Source organism: Allobacillus saliphilus (assembly GCF_018138385.1).
GTDB lineage: Bacteria > Bacillota > Bacilli > Bacillales > Alkalibacillaceae > Allobacillus > Allobacillus saliphilus.
The window spans coordinates 1-17973 of record NZ_JAGSIE010000015.1; the positions used below are offsets into that span (position 1 = coordinate 1).

The following is a 17973-nucleotide window of genomic DNA, read 5'->3' on the forward strand; positions in this document are numbered from 1 at the left end:
CTCGACACCCAATTGAGTTCATGAAGTAAGCGAAAAGTCATCGAGAGCTCGTCTCGACACCCAATCGAGTTCATAAAGTATAATAATTGTCATCGAGATTTCGTTTCAATACGTAAATGTTTTCGCCTCAATCGAAAACAGTCATCGATTATCTAAATACTCACCATCCGATCAAGTTGTTCTAGCTATTTTCCACTAATTTCAGTAACATTCTGCAAAGCATTTTCATCATTATTTTCGGATTTTCTAATTATTGATAATGAGCCGTTTGTTTCCATGACGACAGCCTTCACTTGGTCCAGCGATCCAATACCTTGTTCACGAACGGACTGTAAAATCTCAGATCGATGAACACGATTAACTTTCATGGCTTTTGTTTTATATCTTTCTTCGTAAAATAACAGAACAGGTGTTGATTTGATTAGGTTAAGAAATAATTTTGACCGAACAGACAACCAAGCAACGAGATATTGTAAAAACGTCAATAGAACGAGAGCTACAATTCCCTCAAATATGGATATTTTACTGTTTAGTATAATCGTCGCAAATGTGGAACCAATTGCAACGGTAATAATTAAGTCGAACATATTCATTTTAGATAACGTACGTTTACCGGAAATGCGCAAGAAAAAAATAAGAAAAAGCAACTCGTAATCCCTAAAATAAGGATACGTATGAGTGGTTCCCAGCCGTTGAAAAACATAAAACCGCCCCCTCTATCTATTTCATTTCCTTGGAAATATCCTTTTAAACAATCCAAATGATTTTAAATCCATCCAATCCTATGTGAAAATGAAGAAATCAGTCATTCTACATACTAACGAAAGTGAACGAACGAGGAGGACAACATATGATTACTGTCATCGGAGCAGGTATACTCGGTGCATCCTGTGCGTATCATTTAGCTAAAAAAGGTGAAAATGTAACAATCATAGATCGAGAAGAACCAGGAAGAGCTTCACACGCAGCAGCCGGCATCGTCTGCCCATGGTTAACCCAACGTCGAAATAAAGATTGGTACGTTCTTGTGAAAAATGGAGCACGCTACTATCCTGATTTGGTTGAACAATTAACTGAAGACGGAGAGTCAAATACGGGGTATGAAAAAGTTGGTGCCCTTCATTTGCACCGCGACCCAGAAATTATTGAAAAAATGTACCAACGCGGTGTGGAAAGAAGGAAAGACGCGCCGGAAATCGGAGAACTTACGAAGTTAGATGAATATGAAACGCAGGCTTATTTTCCAGCGTTAGGAACAGAGTTTAAATCTGTACACATCGCCGGTGGAGCGAGAGTGAACGGCAGGGCCCTGAAAGATTCTTTACTTCGGGCAGCCCAGAAACATGGAGCGAAGTATGTGAACGCAGATGCAAAGCTATTCCGAGATGAAAATCGGGTGAGTGCAGTTCAGGCCGGTCAAGAAACTATAGATGTCGACCAAGTAATTGATACGACGGGCGCTTGGTCGAATCAATTAATGAGTGATCTTGGGCTTCAATTTAATGTTCGATCACAGCGAGCACAAATACTTCATTTAGAATTACCTGAACAAGACCCAGGTAATTGGCCAGTAATTATTGGATTAAATAAATTGTATCTATTAACAAACCGAAGCGGCAGAGTGATTGTCGGTGCAACGCACGAAGATGAAGTTGGTTTTGATCATCGTGCTACCGCTGAAGGCATTCATGAAATCTTGAATAACGTTTTATCAGCAGCACCTGGGTTAAACGACGCGACGTTTAAGGAAGTCCGAGTCGGATTCCGTCCGTTCACTCCAAACTCGCTTCCATTAATTGGACCTGCTCCTGAAATTGAAAATCTGTTTGTCGCGAATGGATTAGGTTCATCTGGTTTAACGAGCGGACCTTATTTAGGATATTTATTATCACAGTTAGCGACAGGACAAGATGTAGATATCGATCTAACTCCTTACAATGTTGAACAAGCGATGGATAAAAATGAATAAAAAATAACGACTTCCTCATATCACCAGAAATCTGGTTGACTATGGGGAAGTTTTTTGTGAATAAAGAGTTTACACGTGTCCGACAGGCACTCTCAACTACGGAAGGGCGAGAAAAAAGGTAGCCTTCCGTGCTCGATAGCCGCTCTCAAGGACGGAAGCGAAAGAAATTGATCGCCTTCCGTGCTCGATAGCCGCTCTCAACGACGGAAGCGAAAGAAATTGGTAGCCTTCCGTACTCGATAGAGCCTCGCAACATCAGAACAAACACCCACCCAATTGTATTCAGCAAATCCCCGAACTCAAAGTCTTACTCAGCCCAACGACCAGCTGAATCCATCCTGAAAAAACTTTATGATTAAATTTATTTGACAATTGTGAAGTATCTCATTTATACTGTATACATAGTACAGTACACATAGGAATTATTTTTAGTCTTTTCATGAAAGCGTTTTAACAACAAGAATTATATTTAACTAATTACTCGGAGTGAAACTATTGGAACCCATCGCCAGAAGGAAAACGACAAAAGAAATTGTATATGACCAGCTCAAACGATCTATTCTTAGCGGGGAGTTAGAGCCAAATGAAACGATGACAGAAACCTCTTTGGCTGAATCGTTACATATCTCCCGTACACCTGTTAGGGAAGCGGTAGGAGATTTGACGAAAGAAGGGCTACTCATCCAAATCCCAAGAAAAGGTTTTAAAGTTCGACGGATCGATGAGGATGATATGGAACAAATTCTTTATTTGAGAATATCGATCGAAATGAGAAGCGTGAAAATGCTTATCGACCATATTACCGATGAAGAATTAGAGAAGCTAGATGCATTGGTTGATGAACAACAAATAGCGATTCAAAATAATGATCGAATTCGTTATATCGAACTGGACCAAATGCTACATCGCCATTTACTTAAACTTTCGAATCAAAATATATTGGAGCAAATTTTGCAAGAGCTCTATAATTTAACCCGACTAATTGGGCATGCGGCCATCTCTAAAGAAGGACGGATGGAAGAAGTTATCCAGGAGCATAGGGATATTATTGATGCTTTGCGTGAAAGAGATGAAGAAAAGGCTGCCGATTTAATGAGACATCACTTGCTGACAACGGCATCATCTGTCAAAAAGCAGCGTGAACAATTGAAAAACAACAATGGAAAAAGCGATTCACTAGGAGGTCTTTAATATGTCTAAAACAACTTATCAACTCGATGTAGCCGGAGAAACAAAACAGCTAACCATTCATAAAGCTTTCTGCATCGGCTACACAGGAAGAAGCAAAGAAAACACGTATGCTCATATTAAAGAGCTTGCTGAAATTGGTATTCCTGAACCGAAAGAAGTACCAATGCTTTACCCAGTTAGCGGCAACACTATTTTTCAAAATGAAACAATGGAAGTCGTTGGTAAAGAAACAAGTGGAGAAGCAGAAGTAGTTCTTATTTTCGGAGAGTCTTCAGATGAAGTTTACGTAACCGTTGGAAGCGACCACACAGACCGAGGATTAGAAACAGTGGATATTAATAAATCCAAGCAAGTATGTGGGAAACCATTTGCGACGAAAGCTTGGAAGCTTGAAGACGTTCTCGACCATTGGGACGAACTGGAGTTAACTTCCCAAGTGTTTATAAACGGTGAATGGGTTGATTACCAAGAAGATTCCTTGAAAGCTATTATGCCTTATGAAGAGATCATTCAGTACATTGATAAAGTAGAAGCGCCAAAGAAAAACAGTATCTTCTTTTCAGGAACTGTGCCATTAAAAGATGGCTTTAAATACGGTACAGCTTTCCGAATGACATTTAGAGACCCTGTCAAAAATGACGAAATCACATCAGAATACGACATCATCAATATTGAAAGGGAGTAAATAACAATGAAATTCGCGATTTATCAAATGGAAGTTGTTGCTGGGAACCCGGAGAAAAATAGAGAAAAGGTCCAGCAGTGGATGAAAGAGCTAGCACAAGGCGAAAAGCCAGATACGATCGTTTTACCAGAGTTGTGGACGACTTCTTATACACTAGAGCAGCTTCAAGAAGTTGCAGATGAGGCTGGAGAACCAACTCGTTCTTTCCTAAGTGAATTGGCAAAAGAGTATGACGTAAATATCGTTGGAGGATCTGTAGCCAATAAAATTGATGGAAAAGTGTATAACACAAGCTTCGTTTTTAACCGAGAAGGTAAGCTCGTGCATGAATATAGCAAAATTCACTTAGTACCGATGTTAAACGAACCACTTTATTTAAAGGGTGGACAAGAAAAGGTCAAAACCTTTGAGCTAGAAGGAGTAAAAATGGGCGTCATTATTTGTTATGACCTTCGTTTCCCTGAATTGGCTCGCCAACTAGCATTGGACGGTGCGCAAGTATTGTTCGTCGTCGCAGAGTGGCCTACACCAAGAAGAAGACATTGGACAAGCTTGCAAGTTGCGAGAGCCATTGAAAATCAAATGTATGTCGTTTCTTCTAATAACATCGGATCGTTAAATGGTGTTGAATACGCTGGAGCATCAATGATTATCGACCCATGGGGAGATGTATTGGCGCAAGGATCTGATAACGAAGAAGAAACCCTTACAGGTTCATTGAATCCAGATAGAGTATTGGAAGTCAGAAAAGAAGTGCCGATTTTCGATAGTCGAGTACCACATCTTTATTGATTAAAAAGAAATAATTTTGGGGGAGGTGATGGTATGAGTCGGCCATCAGTGGAGTTCACAGATTACCACCAATTTAAAAGAGAAAAAATTGATGGCAAGGTTGACGGACTATACCAACGAATGATTTCACAAGATGACCAAGGCAGAGATTTAGTGAGAATCATGGAATTTGAACCTGGTACGGATACCACGCCAAATGGAGTCCAGTCACACGATTACTGGGAGGAAGTATTCATTATAGACGGTTCATTCATTGATTTGACATTAAACAAAGAATTCACCGCTGGGATGGTAGCATCAAGACCTCCAGGGATGAAACACGGACCTTGGAAATCACCGAACGGCTGTACAATGTATGAAGTCAGATACTATAAATAATTTCTAGAAGATTTTTAACAAAATAGTAAGAAAAATGAGTTTATTTAAAAAGATAGTGTCAAATAATGCCCTAAATAAAATAGATAGCGTCTCACCAAGGAGTCTAATAAATCCTTGAAGAGCAGGGTGGTTGTAAATTAAATATACAGAGAAAAGGAGTTTTAAAATGAAGAAATTTTTATTCAGTGCATTACTCGTAGTATTAATGGTAACGCTTGCAGCGTGCGGTGGATCCGATGATTCAGGAGATTCACAAACTTTGAAACTAGCACATACAGGTTCTGAGTCTCACCAATATCATTTAGCTTCTGAAAAATTCAAGGAATTAGTTGAAGAAAAAACCGATGGTGAAATTACTATCGAAATTCACCCGAACGCGACATTAGGTAGTGAAGGGGAAGCAGTTGAGCAAGTCATGGATGGTTCCATTGATATGACTACGGTTGCACCAGACAGTAATTTTTCGAACACGGTACCTGAAATGAACGTTTTTGGTATTCCATACTTGTTTGAAGATCGTGACCACGCATACAGCACATTAGATGGTGAAATTGGTGAAGAATTACTCGCTCTTTCTGAAGAGCACAACATGAAAGGTCTTGGCTGGTGGGAAATCGGCTTCAGACATTTGACGAACAACAAGAATGAAGTTGTTACACCAGAAGACGCTGAAGGATTACAAATTCGTGTACAGCCTTCTCCAGTTTGGGAAGAGCACATGAAAGCAATCGGTGCGAGCCCAACTCCAGTTGACTTTAATGAATTATACTCTGCACTTGACCAAGGAGTTGTTGATGGACAAGAAAACCCATTGCCAACTATTGATTCAATGAAGTTTTATGAAGTGCAAAAATATGTTTCGTTGACAGGACATACGTATAACCCAGCAATTACTGTAATGAACTTGGATCTATGGAATGAATTAAGCGAAGAACATCAGCAAGCGATTCAAGAAGCAACAGATGAAACAACGGATTATCATAGAGACTTGCTAGCTAACAAAGAAGAAGAAATTCTTCAAATGCTTAAAGACGAGGGAGTAACGATTACAGAGCCAGACCGTGAAGCTTTCAGAGAAGCAACAAGTGATGTAAAAAACATTGTTGAAGAAGTCCCTCAAGAGCTAATCGAAAAGATTGAAAACAATAAGTAATTGGATTGCCCGGGAGGGATACTCTCTCCTGGGCATTCTACTTTAAAGTGAAGGTGATACGTATGACTGCTTTTAAAAGCCTAGATAACTTTATCGGAAAATTACTTGAGGTAGTGATTACACTTTGCTTAGGGTCAGTGGTCATCATTACCTTCCTACAAGTAATCTTTCGATATGTTTTAGATCAACCTTTAACATGGTCACAAGAAGCTTTAATGATTGCGTTCGTCTACAGCATTCTTTTTGGAGCAGCTTTGGCAATTCGCAATGGAGAACATTTAAAGGTTGATTTATTCGAGAAAGTTCCGAAAAGCATCAATATTGTTTTGAAAAGCATTGAATTTATCATTGTCGGGGTATTAATTGTCGTTCTGTTTCTTTATGGTACTGAATTGGTGCAAAATAATTTGAAATCAGGGCAGACGATGAGCATGCTACCGGTGAAAATGGCGTATGTCTATATGGCACTGCCAATTAGCTCAGTATTCATGGCATACTATCATGTTAGGAAGGTGTTCACATGATATGGTTAATCGGAGTATTATTCGTACTCATACTACTTGGAACACCAATTGCCTTTGCGCTAGGTTCGGTCACCATCCTTGGTATCGTATTATCTGACGCAGATCTATTAATTAATGTTCCAAGACAAATATTCGGAGGCATTAATAATTTCACTTTAGTTGCAGTCCCGCTCTTTATTTTAGCGGGAGAGTTGATGACACAAGGTGGAATTTCAAAACGTCTAATTAATTTTTCGAAAACATTGGTTGGTCCACTACCAGGTGGTTTGGCGATGGTCGTTATTTTGGCGAGTATGTTCTTTTCAGCATTAACAGGTACAGCCATTGCTGCAGCGGCGGCAATCGGTGGTATGATGATTCCTGCTATGGATAGAGAAGGATATGATAAACGATTTTCCGCCAGTATTGTTGCTACATCTTCAACAATCGGTCCGATTATCCCGCCAAGTATCGTATTGATTCTTTACGGAGTCATTGCTAGTGTATCCATTGGTGACTTGTTTATTGCAGGGGTACTTCCTGGTATTTTAATGGGCCTTGGATTAATGATTTACAGCTATTTCGTCGGCAAAAAAGAAGGGTATCGTGCGAGTGACCGCCGTGCGACATTTAAAGAAATTATCGTCGGCGCAAAAGATGCTGTTTTGGCATTAGTAATGCCAATCATTATTATCGGAGGTATCGTCAGTGGAATCTTTACTGCAACTGAATCAGGTGTAATTGCCGTTGTCTATGCCATCCTAATTGGTATGTTTGTCTATAAAGAGATCACGATTAAAGACTTTTGGCCAATTTTACTCCAAACGGCTAAAACGACAGCGACGATCATTTTCTTAATCGGAACAGCGTCCTTATTTATCTGGTTCTTATCGTTTAATTCGATTCCGAACCAGTTATTGAATATGCTCGGACCGGTAGCAGATAATCCGATTTTGTTGCTCTTGTTGATTAACGTTATTCTGTTAATTGCGGGTACATTCATCGATACGATTAGTGCCGTTTCTATTTTTACACCATTATTCTTGCCACTAGCATTAGCGGCAGGCGTTGATCCAATCCATTTCGGAATTATTTTATCCGTAAACTTAACGATTGGAATGGTGACACCACCACTTGGCGTTTGTTTATTTGTTACATCTTCCATTGCGAAAATTACAGTTCCGAAGATGTTCAAATATTTATTCCCTCAAGTCGGTGTACTCATCTTAGTATTGATTATTGTCACGTATATCCCAGAATTGATTCTATTCCCTGTTGAATTGTTTGTAGACTAAATGAAAACCCTTGAACTGATGTACGGATGTCCGTCTGTTGTTCAAGGGTTTTTGAATCTAATTAATGACTTGAATAATCTCAAAAACTGCAACGAATCCTGTAATAATAGCTACAATCAAAACAAATAGACTTAACCCGACTCGTTTATCCTTCCAATACGTAAAGGAAACGATCAATAGGAAGAACATACCTACTATGTAATAAAGAAAAGAAGGAATCTGTAAGTGGTCATTAAACAGACGAATCATAAAAAGAACTAGGAGTATACCCGCTAAAAGTTTCGTCAAATTTTGTGTCAATTGTTATCACCTCAATCGGAAAACGGAAAACAAAAATAAGTTTCAAAATATTGAAAGCTTACTAACATGTACAGGCTCACCATGTTAATCTATTGATAATAGATTAAGGAAGGAACAAGACTATGGCAAGTAAATTTTCGTTGCAAACAAAAATTATGACGATGCTCATTACCCTTTTGTTTATCGTTACTTTTTCATTGACGGCTATTAATTCATACATAGAATACAATCAGATCAAAGATCATATGGGGCAAAGGGCGCTTGATGTAGCTACTTCCATCTCTTTAATGCCGGAAGTAATCAATGCCTTTGATGATCAAAACCCGACAGAAACAATCCAACCAATTGTGGAAGATATCCGGAAGCGAATTGGTTCTGAATTTATTGTCGTCGGTGATACAGAAAGTACTCGAATTGCTCACCCTGAAACACATAAAATCGGTAAAAAGATGGTCGGTGGAGATAACGACAAAGCTTTAATTCATGGTGAATACTATAAATCGGAAGCAGTAGGTTCATTAGGACCATCGCTACGCGGAAAAGCGCCGATCATTAATCAAAACGGACAGATTATCGGAATTGTCTCAGTCGGTTTTATGATTGAAGATATTAAAGGAAAGATTTTTGACCGATTGAATGACTTGTTTTTATTTTCTGTACTCGTACTATTAATTGGAGCAATAGGCGGGTTATTCCTTGCTAAGAGCATTCGAAAGGATATATTAGGTCTTGAGCCACGTGAAATCGTCAGCCTTTATCGAGACCGGAAAGCCGTTTTGCGTTCAGTGAAAGAAGGGATTATCGCAATAGATCAAAAGGGAATGATTACACTTTTAAATCATTCAGCGAGAAAGATGCTCGGTCTTGATGAACGTGCCAAATATAAACATATTGAAGAAGTCTTACCGAATACAAAAATGCAAGATGTCTTACAAAGTGGAGAACCACACATTGATGAAGAAATTATTTTGAGAGACCGGCATGTGATTGTCAACCGAATTCCACTGTATGAAAATGACAAGACGGTAGGTGTTGTAGCTAGTTTCCGAGATAAAACTGAGATGCAACAAATGATTAATGCACTATCAGAAGTGAAAAGTTACTCGGAAGATTTGCGTGCACAAACACATGAATTTACGAATAAACTATACGTTTTGTCTGGATTATTACAGCTTGGTCATTATCAAGAAGCCATCGATTTAATTCAAGAGGAGTCTTATTTTTATCAACAACAGACAAAAAGCTTATTTGAACATATTAAAGATGAACCTGTACAAGCGATTTTACTTGGAAAACTTGGAAAAGCTTCTGAGAAAAAGATTGAATTCACTGTAGACGAGAATAGTCAGCTTGACCAATTGCCAGAGCATTTGACGACATCAAAGCTAACGACCATTTTAGGGAACTTATTCGATAACGCAATGGATGCCGTGCAAGCTCAAGAAGATCGGCGTGTGACGTTTTTTGCGACAGATCTTGGGAATGACGTTATTTTCGAAGTCAGTGACAACGGCCCAGGTATTCCAGAAGATAAGCAATCAGATATTTTCTCAAGAGGATTTTCAACAAAAGAAAGAGATAGAGGTTTTGGGTTGCCAATTGTCGAAGAAGTAGTCGCGGATTTACAAGGTACAATTAGTTTTGATACGGATTCAAAAGGGACTGTGTTTACTGTTTATTTACCGAAAACGTTAAGTGATCGACAAAGCGAGGTGGGTTAATGTGTTACGGATTGGAATAGCTGAGGATGATTTCCGGGTCGCTTCGATCCATGAAGGATTTTTATCTAAAATGAATAACGTAAAGATCGTATTCAAAGAATTAAATGCGGAAGCTACGATGGAAAAAATTAAATCCGAAGAAATTGACTTGTTGTTGTTGGATATTTATATGCCTGATCGCCTCGGAACGGAATTGATTAATGATATTCGAGAAATTAAACCAGAACTTGGTATTATCATGATTAGTGCAGCCACTGAAAAAGAAGTCGTGAGGCATGCACTTCAGTTAGGTGTTTTTGATTATATAATAAAGCCTGTTACGATGGAACGCTTTATTGAAACGATTGAGAAATATCGAAGGTTCCAGATGGAATTAGAACAAAAAAGTGAAGTCGATCAAACGTTTCTCGACCAGTATTTTGGCTTCCAATCAAAAAGTGAACTGAAAGAAGATACACCAAAAGGAATCGATCCCTTGAGCCTGCAAAAGGTGAACAAAATTCTAAGAGAAGAAAAAGGGATTACAGCAGAAGAAATGGGGAAGCGAATGGGAGCGTCGAGAACGACTGCAAGAAGATATTTGGAGTATTTGATTTCGATTGGTGAATGCTACGCAGAATTGGAATACGGAATTGTAGGCCGACCAGAAAGACGTTATTACTCAAATAACTAATCATTAGATATACGAAAGTTTACCTCAACCAGTTGTTCGGGTTGAGGATTTTTTATGGCCCCCGTGAACAAAATGAACAAAAACAACTTTATAGATTTAATTTTACTTATAATGAAAACGGTTACAACAGAAAAACTCAGTGCTAATATAAGCAATAGTGAACATATTTTGTGAATTTAACAAAAATTATTAGGGGGTAAAAGCATGAAGAAGTTTTTAGCAATTTTATTATTTGTATTCTTGCTTGGTTTCCTAGCTGCTTGTGGTGGCGAGGATAATGAAGAATCTCAAAAAGACTCGGATAGTAATGAGGAAAACACGGAAGAAAGTTCAGAAGGTAGTGCAGAAGGTGGCGAATGGACACCTGAGCAAAACATTGAAATGGTTGCACCAGCAGGAGCAGGCGGTGGATGGGATACGACTGCACGTATGGCTGCAAAAGTATTGAATGAAGAAGGAATTATTGAAGAAAGCATTGGGGTTGTGAACAAAGAAGGTGCTGGAGGAGCTATTGGTTGGTCATACATTGCAAACCAAGAAGGAGATCCACATAGCTTATTCGTATCATCGTCTCCAATCTTATTAGTACCATTAAGTGGTCAATCCGATCATGGGCACGAAGACTTCACACCAATTGCAAACGTCATTGCTGACTATGGTGCATTTGCTGTACGTGAAGATGCTGAATGGGAAAATTTAAGTGAGTTATTCGAACAAATGAAAGAAGATCCTTCTAGTGTAACGGTTGTAGGAACTTCATCTCCAGGAAGTATGGACCATATCCAATTTGTACGCTTTGCGAAAGCAGCGGGTGTTGATATTACAAAAATTAAGTACGTATCTGCTCCAGACGCAGGAGGAATCACTCAAGTTCTTAACGGAAGTGCTGACGTCTTCTCAACGGGTGTTGGTGAAGTAGTTGAACAAGCGAGAGCTGGCGAAATTCGCGTACTTGCCGTGACTTCTGAAGAAAGACTTGAAGGAGAAACTCTATCTGAGTTCCCGACGGCGAAAGAGCAAGGAATTGATGAGAAGTTCATTAACTGGCGTGGCTTCTTTGGACCGGCAGGTATGACGGATGAGCAAGTAGCATACTATGAGCAGAAGTTCAAAGAGTTAAGTGAATCCGACGCATTCGCTGAAATTCGTACGAACTACGGATGGAATGAAATGTACATGGGCAGCGAAGAATACAAAAACTTTTTAGATGAAGAAAAAGAGAACTTAAAAGGATTATTGGAAGAGCTAGATTTATTGAATGAATAATAGATTTCAATAACAATCATTTATGATCCTATGAAGTCAGCAGGGGGTTCCCTGTTGACTTCTGATTGTTTATTTATCTAAGTTCAAAGTGTGAGGGGAGGCGAATCCTATGTTGAAAAACGTGAACCAACGTATTGCAATCGTATTGGCAGTTCTATCGGCTTTTTATCTCGTATTGAGTTATCAATTACCAACATATCCATATATTCCTGTAGATGCCGATGCTGTCCCAAAAGCACTTGGCTGGTTATTGCTAGCTTTATCAGTAGGTTTGTTTTTCGCTAAGGATCGGGATTCCGAAGAACAAAAAGCTAAAAGACATATTCCGAAAAAAGATGTGATTAGTTTGTTGGTCGTTTTCTTATTGGTCTTTTTATATATTACGTTTTTCGAATCACTCGGATTTATTTTAGCGACGGTATTATTTGTTTTTAGTAGTACATGGTATTTAGGCTATAAAAAACATTGGGTAAATGCGATTGTTTCAATTTTATTTCCAATCATTTTATATAGTATTTTCGTTTATATGCTTCAAATCAGATTGCCAGCAGGAATTTTACCATTCTAAAGGAGGGATATAATGGGAGCGCTTGAGGGAATTGCGACTGGTTTTCAAGTCGCATTGAGTTTAGAAGGAATTATGTTTGTTTTAATTGGTGTGTTTGTCGGTACGTTCATTGGAATGCTGCCAGGCTTAGGGCCAATTAGTGCGATAGCCATTATGATCCCGATTACTTATGGGATGGATCCGACGATGGCATTAGTCATGATGGCAGGTGTCTACTATGGTGCTGTATTTGGTGGTTCGACATCTTCCATTCTATTAAATGCACCAGGTATTTCCGGGACAGTGGCATCAGCATTTGATGGTTATCCGATGGCCCAACAAGGAAAAGCAGGAAAGGCATTAGCCATTGCTGCGATTTCTTCTTTCGTCGGTGGAACAATTAGTGTTGTTCTGTTGATGATCTTTGCGCCAATGCTCGCAAGTGTGGCTATTTCATTTGGTCCACCGGCTTATTTTGCATTGATGTTATTAGGTTTATCGGCAATCGCTAGTCTATCAGAAGGTTCGACGATTAAAGCGATGATTTCAGCTGTTGTCGGATTTATGATTGCAACCATTGGAATTGATCCACAAACGGGAACAGCACGATTTAACTTTGGAAGTGCAAATTTATTAGATGGAATCGATTTTCTCGTCATCGCATTAGGATTATTTGCGATTGCCGAAGTTTGCTATTTGATTATGAATCGAGCGAAGAAATCCGTCGGTTCTGCAAAGGAAATCGGAAGCCTTCGTTTGAGTAAAGATGATATGAAAGAGATGAGTGGTCCAGTAGGCAGACAATCCTTTTTAGGGTTCATCCTAGGTATTTTACCAGGTGCTGGAGCAACGATTGCATCTTTCATTAGTTATATCACTGAGAAGAAAATTGCGAAAAACCCAGATGAATTCGGAAAAGGTTCTGTTAAAGGACTGGCTGCACCTGAAGCATCAAATAACGCGGCGACGAGCGGGGCATTCGTTCCATTACTTAGTTTAGGTATTCCAGGTTCAGGAACGACGGCAGTCATGCTCGGTGCTTTTCTCGTTCTTGGTCTACAACCAGGACCGATGATGATGACGGATCGCCCGGAAGTATTTTGGGGCATTATCGCGAGTATGTATATCGGTAATATTTTTCTATTAATCTTAAACTTACCGTTAATTCCGTATATCGCAAGGCTGTTGACAATTCCGCGACCGATGTTAATTTCATTGGTCATCATGTTTAGTTTTATCGGTGTCTATGCAATCAGTTTTAGTGTCTTCGATTTGTATCTATTATTAGCTTTCGGTGTACTTGGGCTGTTAATGCGGATGTTTGCATTCCCTGCACCACCATTTATTCTTGCATTCATCCTTGGTGGCATGATGGAACAATCATTCAGACAGTCGATGACTATTTCTGGTGGAAATATTTCCATCTTTTTTCAGAATAACATCTCACTCGTATTGATTATCCTGTCCGTACTATCTTTCATCTTCCCAATCATTAAAACGATTCGGACGAAGAAGAAAGAAGCTTAAACGGATTCGACGGGTGGACATGATTAATCGACGGCTCGCGCTCAGAATTCGATGTCTAGCTGTGTTAATTCGACGGCTTCTGCACAGAAATCGATGTCTCGGCACGATTATTCGGCGTCTGGAACGAAAAATTCGATGTCTCGCACGCAAAATTCAACGGCTAGTCTCGATGAAACAGCTGCTATTGATGAGGAATCCGTCGACTAAACATATGAGAAAAATGAATACGTACAATAATAATCCCGGTAATATATAAAATTTCGCTTCGCCGAAATTAGCGTAGATTACCGGGGTTGTTTATATGCATTGCAATGCTGTCAAATGAGTACTATTATAAGTACTTCCTCATCCGAATCGTGTGCAAGTCATAGTCAAAAAATTGTTCAACATACTTTTCGACTTCAATAAATTCTTTTCTTTTATAAAAACGTTTTGCAGCTTCATTTTCTTCTTCGACTTCAAGCGTAATCGTTCGTATCCCGTTGAGTTGTTTTATTCCCTCCTCCAATAGCTTACTTCCTACTCCTTTGTTTTGAACAGAAGGGAGAAGGTAGATTGCTGCCAGTAATGAATCCCCGTTTTCATCTACAGGGGTAAAGTGAGCGTATCCAATGACATTCTCCTCGTCAGTAGCAACGAAAATGATACTATTCTCTAACTTTTTCTCTAGCATCGGTTTGTTGTAAGCTTTTTCTAAAAAAACATTCCGAACCTTTTTTGGAATGATTCCTTCATATGTATCATGCCAACTCATATGTGCAACATGCTGGACGCTTGGTATATCTTTCTCTTCCATTAAACGAATGGTAGTCATGTCGATCCCTCCAAGTGAAACGATGTTAATCGTTAGTATACAAAAAACAAATGAAAAAAGAAATAAACTGTTCTTTCTTTTCAGAACAATCTTTCATATACTAAAGAAAATCAATGATTGTGGGGGATTTACATGCTAAATACACGGGAGGACGTTTTGTCGTTGACAAAGCGGTTAGTACAGATGGATAGCATCGTCAATACACCAGGTGAAAGGGCGATTGCTCACTCCCTTTATGAGCTGATTTCTACTTTTGACTACTTCACGAAAAATCCTGACCAGGTCATGTTGGAACAAACGGTGAATGACGATCAAGAAAGATATAATGTACTTTGTTTTGTTAGAGGGACGAAAAAGAAGAGTAATCGGACAGTGATTTTGTTTGGTCATATGGATACTGTCGGTGTCGACGATTTCAATCAACTGAAGGAGCTTGCGTTTTCTCCCAATCAATTAATGGAAGCATTCGGTGATCAAGAGTTACCGTCGCCAGCCCAAGAACATCTGGCATCCGGTGAATGGTTGTTCGGTCGAGGAGCACTTGATATGAAAAGCGGATTAGCCAGTCACATATATCTATTGCATTATTATTCGATGCACCCAGATCAATTGGAAGGGAATTTAGTTTTTGTATCGGAATGTGATGAGGAAGACGGTTCAATCGGGATTCTATCAAGTTTGAAAACGTTAAAGCGTTGGAAAGAGGAACAAGAATTTGAATACGTCGCTTCCATAAATGCTGATTTTGTCTCTCCGTTATATGAAGGAGATGAAAATCGTTATATATATAAAGGAACTGTCGGAAAGCTACTGCCTTCATTTTTTATTACGGGGCATGAAAGCCATGTCGGTGCGGCTTTTGAAGGATTGGACCCGAATTTCCTGGCAGCTGAATTAACGCGGCAAATCCAGTATAATCCAGCGCTCAGCAATGAAGCGTTAGGGGAGATGACAATACCACCAGTTTCCCTAAAACAGACCGATTTAAAGCCAAGTTACACGGTTCAGACAGCTCTGTCTGCTTATGTGTATTACAATTTCTTCATTCATTCATGGTCACCGAAAGACGTCTTAAAAAAATTAAAAAAGCATGCAGAAATTGCTTTCGGTAATGCGCTTGAATTATATGAACAACGGTATCGTCTTTTTTGTGAAATCAGTGGCCATCCTTATCGAGAGCTACCTTGGAAAACGCGTGTGATGACGTATGAAGAAATGGAAGATGAGCTAATCAAGTTACATGGAGATGAGTTTACCGACCATATGAACAAGTTCCATCAAGAGCTCGTAGATAATCATGACTTGGATACGCGCATGTATGCAGCTCGTATTGTTGAAGAAGCTTGGAAGTGGATGGATGATAAATCGCCAGCCATGATTTTATTCTATTCGTCTCTTTATTCACCACGCATTGAATTGAGCGGGAAAACGGAAGATGAGCGAGTCCTTTTGTCTGCTTTAGATGAAGCCGTTGAAAAAATTCAGCCGCATTATAAACATCCAATTGTCACAAAAAACTTCTTTCCCTATATTTCGGATATGAGTTTCTTGGCAATGAGTGATGATTTGGCAGGGATTGAAGCGGTTGAAAACAATAATCCAAGTTGGGGTAAAAAGCATTTTGTTGACTATCAAGATATTCGTGATTTGAATGTTCCGGTCATCAATATCGGACCTTACGGAATGGATGCGCATGCCAAGTTGGAACGACTCGAAATAAAATATTCTTTAGAGATTGTTCCAAATTTAACGAATGAAGTGATCTTGAATGTATTAAATCGGTCTAAAGAGTGATCAATAACGAAAACAAATGACTCATGCTTGGTTTGAATTGTCGCCACAAGTGATATGCATATTAGTAGTAAGGAAGGGTGGGACAATCATGACAGCCGAAGTATCAATTATGAATAAGCATGGAATGTCCATGGCTGCCGACAGTGCCATTACAAGTGGTTTTGATGGTGTGCCAAAAGTTTATAATTCTGCAAACAAGTTATTCCCGTTATCAAAAGAGCATCCGATTGGCTTTATGGTATACGGTTCTGCCTCTTTTATGGAAATTCCATGGGAGGTTATCATAAAATCGTATCGAGATTATTTAGGCAATAAACATTTCAATAATGTGCAAGATTATTTCGATGATCTCATGGACTTTTTGCGCCAAGATTCACGGTTTAAAAATGAAGAACTTGAAGATATCATTGTTTATCGAACTTTTTCTGATTTACTGAAGCAAATGATTCGTCGCGTCGAGACGGAGATTGAAGAAGATGGCGATGAAACGGACGATGAACGAAAAGTGAGAAAGTTACTTGAAAAAGAAGTTGATCGGCAAACGAAGGCCTTCTTAACGGAAGAAGCATTACTCGAAATCGACTATAAATCATTTGAAGCTACCTTCTTTGATACGATTCAAGAGATTAAAGATGAATACATTGAATTTGAAACGTCCAAAACATTTTCCAAGAAACTATGTCGGCTTGCATTTGAAAGTGTGAAAAATGACTTTTTCAGTCGTGGGAGCACAGGTTTTGTGATTGCTGGATATGGAGAAGAAGAGATTTTTCCACATCTGTTGAATTATCGACTGGAAGGATTCGTTTTAGGTACGTTGAAATATAAATTACTGAAAGAACGAAAAATCGATTACCGACAAAATAAGCAGGATGGTACCGCAGTCATTGAGGCGTTTGCTCAACGCGAAATGGTCGATTCTTTCATGGTAGGCATTGAACCACATATGGAAGAGACGATGTTTGGAATTATTGACCGCGTATTATCGGAATACCCTGAACAGATTCAACGTCATTTAGGCATTGATTTGGATGAAAAACAGGTTAGTAACTTGAAGGAAATGGGTAATGAACTATATCACTCCATTAAAGACGCATTAGACGATTACCAAAAACGAAACTACTTACAACCACTCTTAGGAATCGTACGATCTTTGCCGAAGGATGAACTCGCCAATATGGCAGAAACATTGATGAATTTGACGTCGTTCAAACGAAAATTAACACGTGCCACGGAATCGGTTGGCCCGCCGATTGATGTAGCGGTCATATCGAAAGGTGATGGATTCGTTTGGGTGAAAAGGAAAAGCTACTTTAATAAGGAGCTGAATGAGTAGTCGTGTAGGGGTGAGTAAATTCTTCAGAA

At 39.2% G+C, this 17973-nt stretch carries 19 protein-coding genes; 16 read left to right on the top strand and 3 right to left on the bottom strand.

The features are described from left to right. Positions 1-185: 185 nt before the first annotated feature. Positions 186-593: a DUF421 domain-containing protein gene (locus tag KC820_RS05690; RefSeq protein ID WP_236782543.1), complete on the bottom strand. Its 408-nt coding sequence runs from the start codon at positions 591-593 to the stop codon at positions 186-188. A 257-nt stretch (positions 594-850) separates the two neighbouring features. On the opposite strand from KC820_RS05690, the gene KC820_RS05695 reads away from it, so the two are divergent. The 8 genes from KC820_RS05695 (at position 851) to KC820_RS05730 (ending at position 7966) form a co-directional block, all read left to right on the top strand. Continuing rightward, the gene (locus KC820_RS05695) at positions 851-1969 is read left to right on the top strand and encodes an NAD(P)/FAD-dependent oxidoreductase (RefSeq protein WP_212369082.1); all 1119 of its coding nucleotides are present in this window, start codon (positions 851-853) and stop codon (positions 1967-1969) included. A 486-nt stretch (positions 1970-2455) separates the two neighbouring features. Next, positions 2456-3160 carry a GntR family transcriptional regulator gene (locus KC820_RS05700; RefSeq protein WP_336511022.1) on the top strand — a complete coding sequence of 235 codons (705 nt, stop codon included), beginning with the start codon at positions 2456-2458 and terminating at the stop codon, positions 3158-3160. Position 3161: 1 nt separating this feature from the next. Continuing rightward, positions 3162-3845, top strand: a complete 684-nt coding sequence (locus KC820_RS05705; RefSeq protein WP_212369085.1) for a DUF2848 family protein — start codon at positions 3162-3164, stop codon at positions 3843-3845. Between the two features lie 6 nt (positions 3846-3851). Then, a complete protein-coding gene (locus KC820_RS05710; protein ID WP_212369088.1) occupies positions 3852-4637 on the top strand; it encodes a carbon-nitrogen family hydrolase in 786 nt (261 codons plus the stop codon). Between the two features lie 33 nt (positions 4638-4670). Beyond that, on the top strand, positions 4671-5015 hold the full coding sequence (locus KC820_RS05715; RefSeq protein WP_212369091.1) for a cupin domain-containing protein: 345 nt from the start codon (positions 4671-4673) through the stop codon (positions 5013-5015). Between the two features lie 166 nt (positions 5016-5181). Then, positions 5182-6168: a TRAP transporter substrate-binding protein gene (locus tag KC820_RS05720; RefSeq protein WP_212369093.1), complete on the top strand. Its 987-nt coding sequence runs from the start codon at positions 5182-5184 to the stop codon at positions 6166-6168. Positions 6169-6230: 62 nt separating this feature from the next. Continuing rightward, positions 6231-6692, top strand: a complete 462-nt coding sequence (locus KC820_RS05725) for a TRAP transporter small permease (protein WP_212369095.1) — start codon at positions 6231-6233, stop codon at positions 6690-6692. Beyond that, a complete protein-coding gene (locus tag KC820_RS05730) occupies positions 6689-7966 on the top strand; it encodes a TRAP transporter large permease (RefSeq protein WP_212369097.1) in 1278 nt (425 codons plus the stop codon). Before KC820_RS05725 ends, KC820_RS05730 begins: the two co-directional genes overlap by 4 nt. Positions 7967-8023: 57 nt before the next feature. Here the strand turns inward: KC820_RS05730 and KC820_RS05735 are convergent, their stop codons facing one another. Next, positions 8024-8254 (bottom strand): hypothetical protein, encoded by a 231-nt coding sequence (locus tag KC820_RS05735; protein WP_212369099.1) that lies wholly within the window; start codon positions 8252-8254, stop codon positions 8024-8026. A 134-nt stretch (positions 8255-8388) separates the two neighbouring features. Here KC820_RS05735 and KC820_RS05740 point away from each other — a divergent pair, with 134 nt between their 5' ends. From KC820_RS05740 to KC820_RS05765, 6 genes are all read left to right on the top strand, one after another. Further along, positions 8389-9987, top strand: coding sequence for an ATP-binding protein (locus tag KC820_RS05740; protein WP_212369101.1), 1599 nt, complete (start codon positions 8389-8391; stop codon positions 9985-9987). Position 9988: 1 nt separating this feature from the next. Further along, a complete protein-coding gene (locus tag KC820_RS05745; RefSeq protein ID WP_212369103.1) occupies positions 9989-10660 on the top strand; it encodes a response regulator in 672 nt (223 codons plus the stop codon). Positions 10661-10864: 204 nt separating this feature from the next. After that, positions 10865-11926: a tripartite tricarboxylate transporter substrate binding protein gene (locus KC820_RS05750; protein ID WP_212369105.1), complete on the top strand. Its 1062-nt coding sequence runs from the start codon at positions 10865-10867 to the stop codon at positions 11924-11926. 109 nt (positions 11927-12035) lie between these two features. Next, positions 12036-12494, top strand: coding sequence for a tripartite tricarboxylate transporter TctB family protein (locus KC820_RS05755; protein WP_212369106.1), 459 nt, complete (start codon positions 12036-12038; stop codon positions 12492-12494). Between the two features lie 12 nt (positions 12495-12506). Next, the gene (locus tag KC820_RS05760) at positions 12507-14000 is read left to right on the top strand and encodes a tripartite tricarboxylate transporter permease (RefSeq protein WP_212369108.1); all 1494 of its coding nucleotides are present in this window, start codon (positions 12507-12509) and stop codon (positions 13998-14000) included. A 51-nt stretch (positions 14001-14051) separates the two neighbouring features. Continuing rightward, positions 14052-14207 (top strand): hypothetical protein, encoded by a 156-nt coding sequence (locus KC820_RS05765; protein ID WP_212369110.1) that lies wholly within the window; start codon positions 14052-14054, stop codon positions 14205-14207. Positions 14208-14331: 124 nt separating this feature from the next. Here the strand turns inward: KC820_RS05765 and KC820_RS05770 are convergent, their stop codons facing one another. Beyond that, positions 14332-14814, bottom strand: a complete 483-nt coding sequence (locus KC820_RS05770) for a GNAT family N-acetyltransferase (RefSeq protein WP_212369112.1) — start codon at positions 14812-14814, stop codon at positions 14332-14334. A 132-nt stretch (positions 14815-14946) separates the two neighbouring features. On the opposite strand from KC820_RS05770, the gene KC820_RS05775 reads away from it, so the two are divergent. Then, a complete protein-coding gene (locus tag KC820_RS05775; RefSeq protein WP_212369113.1) occupies positions 14947-16608 on the top strand; it encodes a M20/M25/M40 family metallo-hydrolase in 1662 nt (553 codons plus the stop codon). An 88-nt stretch (positions 16609-16696) separates the two neighbouring features. Beyond that, positions 16697-17944 (top strand): hypothetical protein, encoded by a 1248-nt coding sequence (locus KC820_RS05780; protein WP_212369115.1) that lies wholly within the window; start codon positions 16697-16699, stop codon positions 17942-17944. The last annotated feature ends 29 nt before the right edge of the window (positions 17945-17973 follow it).

What these genes read in the sequence shown, in the direction of transcription:
- KC820_RS05690 (WP_236782543.1), bottom strand. Translation starts at nt 593, where the DNA reads ATGAATATGTTCGACTTAATTATTACCGTTGCAATTGGTTCCACATTT.
- KC820_RS05695 (WP_212369082.1), top strand. Translation starts at nt 851, where the DNA reads ATGATTACTGTCATCGGAGCAGGTATACTCGGTGCATCCTGTGCGTAT.
- KC820_RS05705 (WP_212369085.1), top strand. Translation starts at nt 3,162, where the DNA reads ATGTCTAAAACAACTTATCAACTCGATGTAGCCGGAGAAACAAAACAG.
- KC820_RS05710 (WP_212369088.1), top strand. Translation starts at nt 3,852, where the DNA reads ATGAAATTCGCGATTTATCAAATGGAAGTTGTTGCTGGGAACCCGGAG.
- KC820_RS05715 (WP_212369091.1), top strand. Translation starts at nt 4,671, where the DNA reads ATGAGTCGGCCATCAGTGGAGTTCACAGATTACCACCAATTTAAAAGA.
- KC820_RS05720 (WP_212369093.1), top strand. Translation starts at nt 5,182, where the DNA reads ATGAAGAAATTTTTATTCAGTGCATTACTCGTAGTATTAATGGTAACG.
- KC820_RS05725 (WP_212369095.1), top strand. Translation starts at nt 6,231, where the DNA reads ATGACTGCTTTTAAAAGCCTAGATAACTTTATCGGAAAATTACTTGAG.
- KC820_RS05730 (WP_212369097.1), top strand. Translation starts at nt 6,689, where the DNA reads ATGATATGGTTAATCGGAGTATTATTCGTACTCATACTACTTGGAACA.
- KC820_RS05740 (WP_212369101.1), top strand. Translation starts at nt 8,389, where the DNA reads ATGGCAAGTAAATTTTCGTTGCAAACAAAAATTATGACGATGCTCATT.
- KC820_RS05750 (WP_212369105.1), top strand. Translation starts at nt 10,865, where the DNA reads ATGAAGAAGTTTTTAGCAATTTTATTATTTGTATTCTTGCTTGGTTTC.
- KC820_RS05755 (WP_212369106.1), top strand. Translation starts at nt 12,036, where the DNA reads ATGTTGAAAAACGTGAACCAACGTATTGCAATCGTATTGGCAGTTCTA.
- KC820_RS05760 (WP_212369108.1), top strand. Translation starts at nt 12,507, where the DNA reads ATGGGAGCGCTTGAGGGAATTGCGACTGGTTTTCAAGTCGCATTGAGT.
- KC820_RS05765 (WP_212369110.1), top strand. Translation starts at nt 14,052, where the DNA reads ATGTCTAGCTGTGTTAATTCGACGGCTTCTGCACAGAAATCGATGTCT.
- KC820_RS05770 (WP_212369112.1), bottom strand. Translation starts at nt 14,814, where the DNA reads ATGACTACCATTCGTTTAATGGAAGAGAAAGATATACCAAGCGTCCAG.
- KC820_RS05775 (WP_212369113.1), top strand. Translation starts at nt 14,947, where the DNA reads ATGCTAAATACACGGGAGGACGTTTTGTCGTTGACAAAGCGGTTAGTA.
- KC820_RS05780 (WP_212369115.1), top strand. Translation starts at nt 16,697, where the DNA reads ATGACAGCCGAAGTATCAATTATGAATAAGCATGGAATGTCCATGGCT.